A 4,800-nucleotide genomic window follows, 5' to 3' on the forward strand; every position below is an offset into this window, starting at 1 on the left:
TGTCGCGGTGGGCATTTCCGGCGCGATCCAGCACCTTGCCGGCATGAAGGACAGCAAGACCATCATCGCCATCAACAAGGACGAAGACGCGCCGATCTTCCAGGTAGCCGACGTGGGCCTGGTGGCCGACCTGTTTACCGCCGTGCCGGAGCTGGTGGGAAAGCTTTGAGGGAATAAAACATGCCCTCCCCCAGCCCCTCCCGCACGCGGGAGGGTAGCTACTGAAAATCCCCCTCCCGCTGGCGGGAGGGGTTAGGGGAGGGCATGTTTCACGCCCAAGCCCCCTCACAAAGCCAGCGTCAGGCACTGGCTGAAATCATCCACCACATAATCGGCAAACGCCCCGCAAGGCACGAAGCCGTGGGCGCGATAGAGCGCGATGGCCGGTTCGAACGCCGCACCGCGCCCGGTTTCCAGGCTGACCCGCGCCATGCCCATTGCCCACGCCGTCGCGAGCAGATGGCGCAGCATGGCCTTGCCGATCCCCTGCCCCAGCCATTGCGGCGCCACGCGCATCGATTTGAGTTCGCCGTGATCGCCTGCCAGCATCTTGAGCGCGCCCATTCCCGCCAGATCATCGCCCACCCAGGCGGAAAAGAACGTGACGCCGGGCGCGCGCAGCGCATCGAGCGGCAGGGCGTGGACCTTGCACGCCGGAGAATGGGCATGCATGCCGCCCAGGTGCAGCGCCACCAGCGCCTGGATCGCCGCACCGGAAAGATCATCCTGGCGTATCGTCACCTCAGGCATTGCACGCGCTCCATCTGGCCAAACCGGTTGCATCTGCTATCGCCGCCAGCATGACCGAAGCAACGTATTCCTCTTCGCGCTGGAGCCTGGCCATCCATGGCGGCGCTGGCGCCATGTCTCCTGAAATCATGGACGAGGCCATGGCCGCCGACTATCGCGCGGCGCTGGCCCAGGCGCTGGACGCCGGCACGGCCGTGCTGCGCGCCGGTGGCACGGCGATCGATGCCGTTACCGCCGCTGTCTGCGCGCTGGAGGATGACGCGCATTTCAACGCCGGGCGCGGCGCGGTCTTCACCTATCACGAAACCAACGAACTCGACGCCGCGATCATGGACGGGCGCACTCGCGCGGCCGGCTCGGTCTGCGCCGTCACCCGCACGCGCAACCCGGTGCGCCTGGCGCGCACGGTGATGGAACAGGGGCCGCACGTGTTCCTGGCGGGCAGCGGAGCAGAGGAATTTGCCCGCGACCACGGCATGGAAGAGGTGGACCCGGCCTGGTTCGCCACCGACGAGCGCCGCCGCCAGCTGCACGAGTTCAAGGCCCGCAAGGACGGCTGGTTCGATGCCGATCTCAAGTTCGGCACGGTCGGCGCCGTGGCCTGCGACGCGGACGGCAACCTTGCCGCTGCCACGTCCACCGGCGGCCTGACTGGCAAGCGCTGGAACCGCATCGGCGATTCGCCGGTGATCGGCGCGGGCACTTATGCCGACAACCGCGCCTGCGCGGTGTCGTGCACCGGCACGGGTGAGGTGTTCATCCGCGTGGGCGTGGGCCACGAAATCGCCGCGCGCGTGCGCCTGGCCGGTGAAAGCCTGGCCGACGCAACGCAAGCCGTGCTGGGCGAAGTGGGCGAGATGGGCGGCGTGGGCGGCATTATCGCGGTCGACGCGCAGGGCAACCTCACCCACGCGTTCAACACCAAGGGTCTCTATCGCGGCTTTGCCGATCACACCGGCCGGGCCGACGTGGCAATCTTCACCGGGGAATAACGCGGCTCACGAAAACTTGTCGGCCTTGCGCTGGCCAAAGCGCATGCCGCGTTCCAGGCGGGCGCGCAGCTGGGTGTAATAGGCTTCCAGAAACGCGCGCTCGTCACCCCGGCCACTGTTCCAGCCGATCTTGGCGCAGATCGCCTGCGCCACATCGACCATGGCTTCCTCGCGGTTTTCACGCAGCACGCGTTCGAGCACCTGCAGCTCGTACTCGCCATAAATCGCGAGTTCGGCCTCGCCGAATTCATAGCGGTTTTCGGTCAGCGTGCTGCGCCCCTGCGCGCCTGCCCCGGTGGACAGCGCCGCCTTCAACCGGTCGCGCCCGGCTTCCACCACCCAGGTGCCGGCTACCACGTCTCCGGCGCGCAAGGCGTCGCGGTTGAAGAACGGAAAGAACGCGAAGATCAGGAACCACGCCGCCCCGGCCCAGCCGGCAACGGTGGCATCCTCTCCCTGGATCAGCGCGGTCGACACGAAGATCACCGGCAAGGTCAGCTCGATATCGCGCAGGAAATTGCGCGCCACCACCGCCTCTGTCGTCAAGCGCCCACCATCGCGCGCTGCCACCCGCAAGCCCAGCGCGCGCTTGCCCGGCGTGGCCCCGCGCGGGCCGAGTTCGAAATAGAGAAACCAGATGTGGCGGAACAGGAACATCACCACCACCCACACCACGACCACCGCTTGGCCAACGAAATCGCCGCTGGCATTGGCCTTGAGGTTGATGGCCCGGGCCAGCGAAAACAGCAGGTAGGACAGGCCCGCCATAGTCGCCACGATCAGGATCTGATCGAGCAGCAGCGCCAGGGCTCGTGCCCCTCGGGCGCCGATGGTGAAGGGCAATGGCACGCCTTCGGGCGTCACCACCTGGCGCTGACGGCGATCAGGCGCGGGGCGGCGCGGCACCTGGGCGGACGAGCGTGGGCGCCGCGCCATCAGTTGCTCACCCGCGCCCGAGCCGGGCGATAGGCAAAGAAATAGGCGTTCCACAGCGCCAGCATTGTGCCGCCGATGGCCAGCCGGGTCGTGGTCGAATCGATCAACTGGCGGCCAAAGCCTTCGAGCAGCGCCGCCAGCACCAGCATCAGCACCACCCCCACCATCACCTGCGCGGCGCGGCGCCCCGCCACCGCTGCCGCGGTCAGGACCGGCAGATCGCCGGGAAAGGCCATGGCGCGTCCGATATGGATGCCTGCCGCGCCCGCCAGCAGGATGGCGAACAGTTCCGTCGTGCCGTGGATCGCCAGCCAGCCGATGAGGTCCAGCGTCAGGCCCTGCCCGTGATAGAGCCACAGCAGCGCGCCCAGCCCGGCGGTGTTGTGGATCAGCAGCAGGACCGACGGCACGCCAAAGGCAAAGCCCAGGGCAAAGGCGAACAGCGAAACCTGTGCATTGTTGCTGAACAGGAACGCGGCAAACATCGACAGGCCGTTCTGGTCCTGCTGGCCAAACAGCGTGTGGCGCAAGGCCTCGCGCGTGGCGCCGGGCACCCGCACATCGTCGCCCATGCCGCCCATCAGGCTGTAGAACCAGTCAGGATTGCTCGACACCAGCAGCCAGCCGACCACCGTGCCCAGCACCATCACCGCCAGCGCGATCAGCAGGTCGCGGCCCAGTCCGCGCACCGCCGCGCTCCACCCGCCCCGGAAAAAGCGCGCGAGCCAGGCGCCCAGCCCTTCGCGCGGGCCATAGACGGCAAACCACGCGCGCCGCGCCAGCCCTTCCAGATAGCTGATCAGCGCCTGGTCGAGCGACGTTTCCCGCGCAATCGCCAGGCTGGAGACGACGGTGCGATAGAGCGCGGGCAGGGCCAGCAGGTCATCGTCCGACAGCTTGCGCAGGCGCCCGCCCTCGATCCGCGTGACGATTGCATCGAGCCGCTGCCAATCGCCCTCGCGCGCCTGGCGGAAGCGATCGGAGCGCAGGGCCGCGGCTTCCACCGCGGCATCCTGTCCGGCGTTCTTGCCAAACCAGCGCGCGATCATCCCAGGCTCCCTTCGCGTTTCACGCCCAGATAGGCATCGATCAGCCGCGTGCCGATCTGCTCGTACGGGGCCTCAACCACGCGCACGCCCATCTGGCGCAGGCGCTGCAGCACCAGCGCGCGCTGGCGTTGCAAGGCTGTGGCCGTCACCGCGCGGGCCATGGCATCGAGCGTATCGGGGCTGGCCGTGGCCAGGCCGGCCAGTTCGGTATCGGCCATGACCACGAACAGCACGCGGTGCCGCTCCATCAGCCGGCCCAGGCTTTCGATCATCAGTTCGGCGCTGGTCGGATCGGTGAAATCGGAAAACACCACCACCAGCGAGCGGCGCTGCAACCGCGTGGCCAGCGTGGCCATGGCAAAGGTGAAATTCGGCTCTTCGCCATGATAGTCAAACCCGGCAGCGCTGCGTTGCAGGCGGGCGAAATCGCGCGTGGCGGTGACGAACGGCGAGAGCGCCAGGGGCCGCGCGGCAAAGCCATAGACCGCAACGCGATCCTGCGCTTTCAATGCCACCCAGGCCGTGGTCAGCGCAGCGGTGATCGCGCGGTCTAGCCGGGGCAGCCCGCCCAGCGGCTCGATCATCGCCTGCCCGCAATCGAACGCGAACACGATCTGGTTGTTGCGCTCGGTCTCGTATTCCTTGGCAAACAGGCGGCCATGGCGGGCCGAGCTTTTCCAGTCGATACGGCGGCGATCCATGCCCGGCTCGTAATCGGCCAGGGCCTCGAACTCGGTCCCTTCGCCGCGAATGCGCCGCGCCACCAGGCCAAAGGCGGCATCGCGCAGGAATATCTGCAAGGCCGGGCTGCGCACCGGGGCGATATCGGGCCACACCCGCAAGGCCTGATCCAGCACGCGGCGCACCTGGCGGTGGCCCAGCCCGAGTGGCCCACTCCAGCGCAGCCACAGCGTATCGATCCGCGCCGTACCCCGGCGTGACGGAAACAGGCTGCCCTGCGCAGACCAGGCACCCTCGCCGGCAGGATCGCGCACCAGCGGCAGTGCCACGCGCCCGCCGTCGGCCAGGCGCGGATCGCAGGCAATCGCCGCCATCGGCGCGCCGCTAGTGCC

5 protein-coding genes and 1 pseudogene are annotated in these 4,800 nt (G+C 68.1%); 2 read left to right on the top strand and 4 right to left on the bottom strand.

Annotated elements, in window-relative coordinates; all coding sequences use genetic code 11:
• Positions 1-169, top strand: a pseudogene (locus H926_RS24830) (FAD-binding protein); the annotation flags it as partial.
• 116 nt (positions 170-285) lie between these two features.
• On the opposite strand, the gene H926_RS0100290 reads toward H926_RS24830, so the two are convergent.
• A complete protein-coding gene (locus H926_RS0100290; protein WP_022674512.1) occupies positions 286-750 on the bottom strand; it encodes a GNAT family N-acetyltransferase in 465 nt (154 codons plus the stop codon).
• A gap of 50 nt (positions 751-800) precedes the next feature.
• On the opposite strand from H926_RS0100290, the gene H926_RS0100295 reads away from it, so the two are divergent.
• Positions 801-1,742 carry an isoaspartyl peptidase/L-asparaginase family protein gene (locus H926_RS0100295; protein WP_028657374.1) on the top strand — a complete coding sequence of 314 codons (942 nt, stop codon included), beginning with the start codon at positions 801-803 and terminating at the stop codon, positions 1,740-1,742.
• Positions 1,743-1,748: 6 nt separating this feature from the next.
• On the opposite strand, the gene H926_RS0100300 is transcribed toward H926_RS0100295, so the two are convergent.
• From H926_RS0100300 to H926_RS0100310, 3 genes are all read right to left on the bottom strand, one after another.
• Positions 1,749-2,678: an RDD family protein gene (locus tag H926_RS0100300; protein WP_022674514.1), complete on the bottom strand. Its 930-nt coding sequence runs from the start codon at positions 2,676-2,678 to the stop codon at positions 1,749-1,751.
• Positions 2,678-3,727 carry a stage II sporulation protein M gene (locus H926_RS24835; RefSeq protein WP_022674515.1) on the bottom strand — a complete coding sequence of 350 codons (1,050 nt, stop codon included), beginning with the start codon at positions 3,725-3,727 and terminating at the stop codon, positions 2,678-2,680. The genes H926_RS0100300 and H926_RS24835 overlap by 1 nt, the downstream gene beginning before the upstream one ends.
• A partial coding sequence (locus H926_RS0100310; protein ID WP_028657376.1) for a DUF58 domain-containing protein occupies positions 3,724-4,800 on the bottom strand: 1,077 nt, incomplete at its 5' end. The genes H926_RS0100310 and H926_RS24835, both read right to left, overlap by 4 nt.

The sequence above is a fragment of the Novosphingobium sp. B-7 genome (genome assembly GCF_000410615.1).
Taxonomy (GTDB): domain Bacteria; phylum Pseudomonadota; class Alphaproteobacteria; order Sphingomonadales; family Sphingomonadaceae; genus Novosphingobium; species Novosphingobium capsulatum.

Excerpts from the sequence above, each read along its gene's own strand:
- H926_RS0100300 (WP_022674514.1), bottom strand. The coding sequence starts at position 2,678 with ATGGCGCGGCGCCCACGCTCGTCCGCCCAGGTGCCGCGCCGCCCCGCG.
- H926_RS24835 (WP_022674515.1), bottom strand. The coding sequence starts at position 3,727 with ATGATCGCGCGCTGGTTTGGCAAGAACGCCGGACAGGATGCCGCGGTG.
- H926_RS0100295 (WP_028657374.1), top strand. The coding sequence starts at position 801 with ATGACCGAAGCAACGTATTCCTCTTCGCGCTGGAGCCTGGCCATCCAT.
- H926_RS0100290 (WP_022674512.1), bottom strand. The coding sequence starts at position 750 with ATGCCTGAGGTGACGATACGCCAGGATGATCTTTCCGGTGCGGCGATC.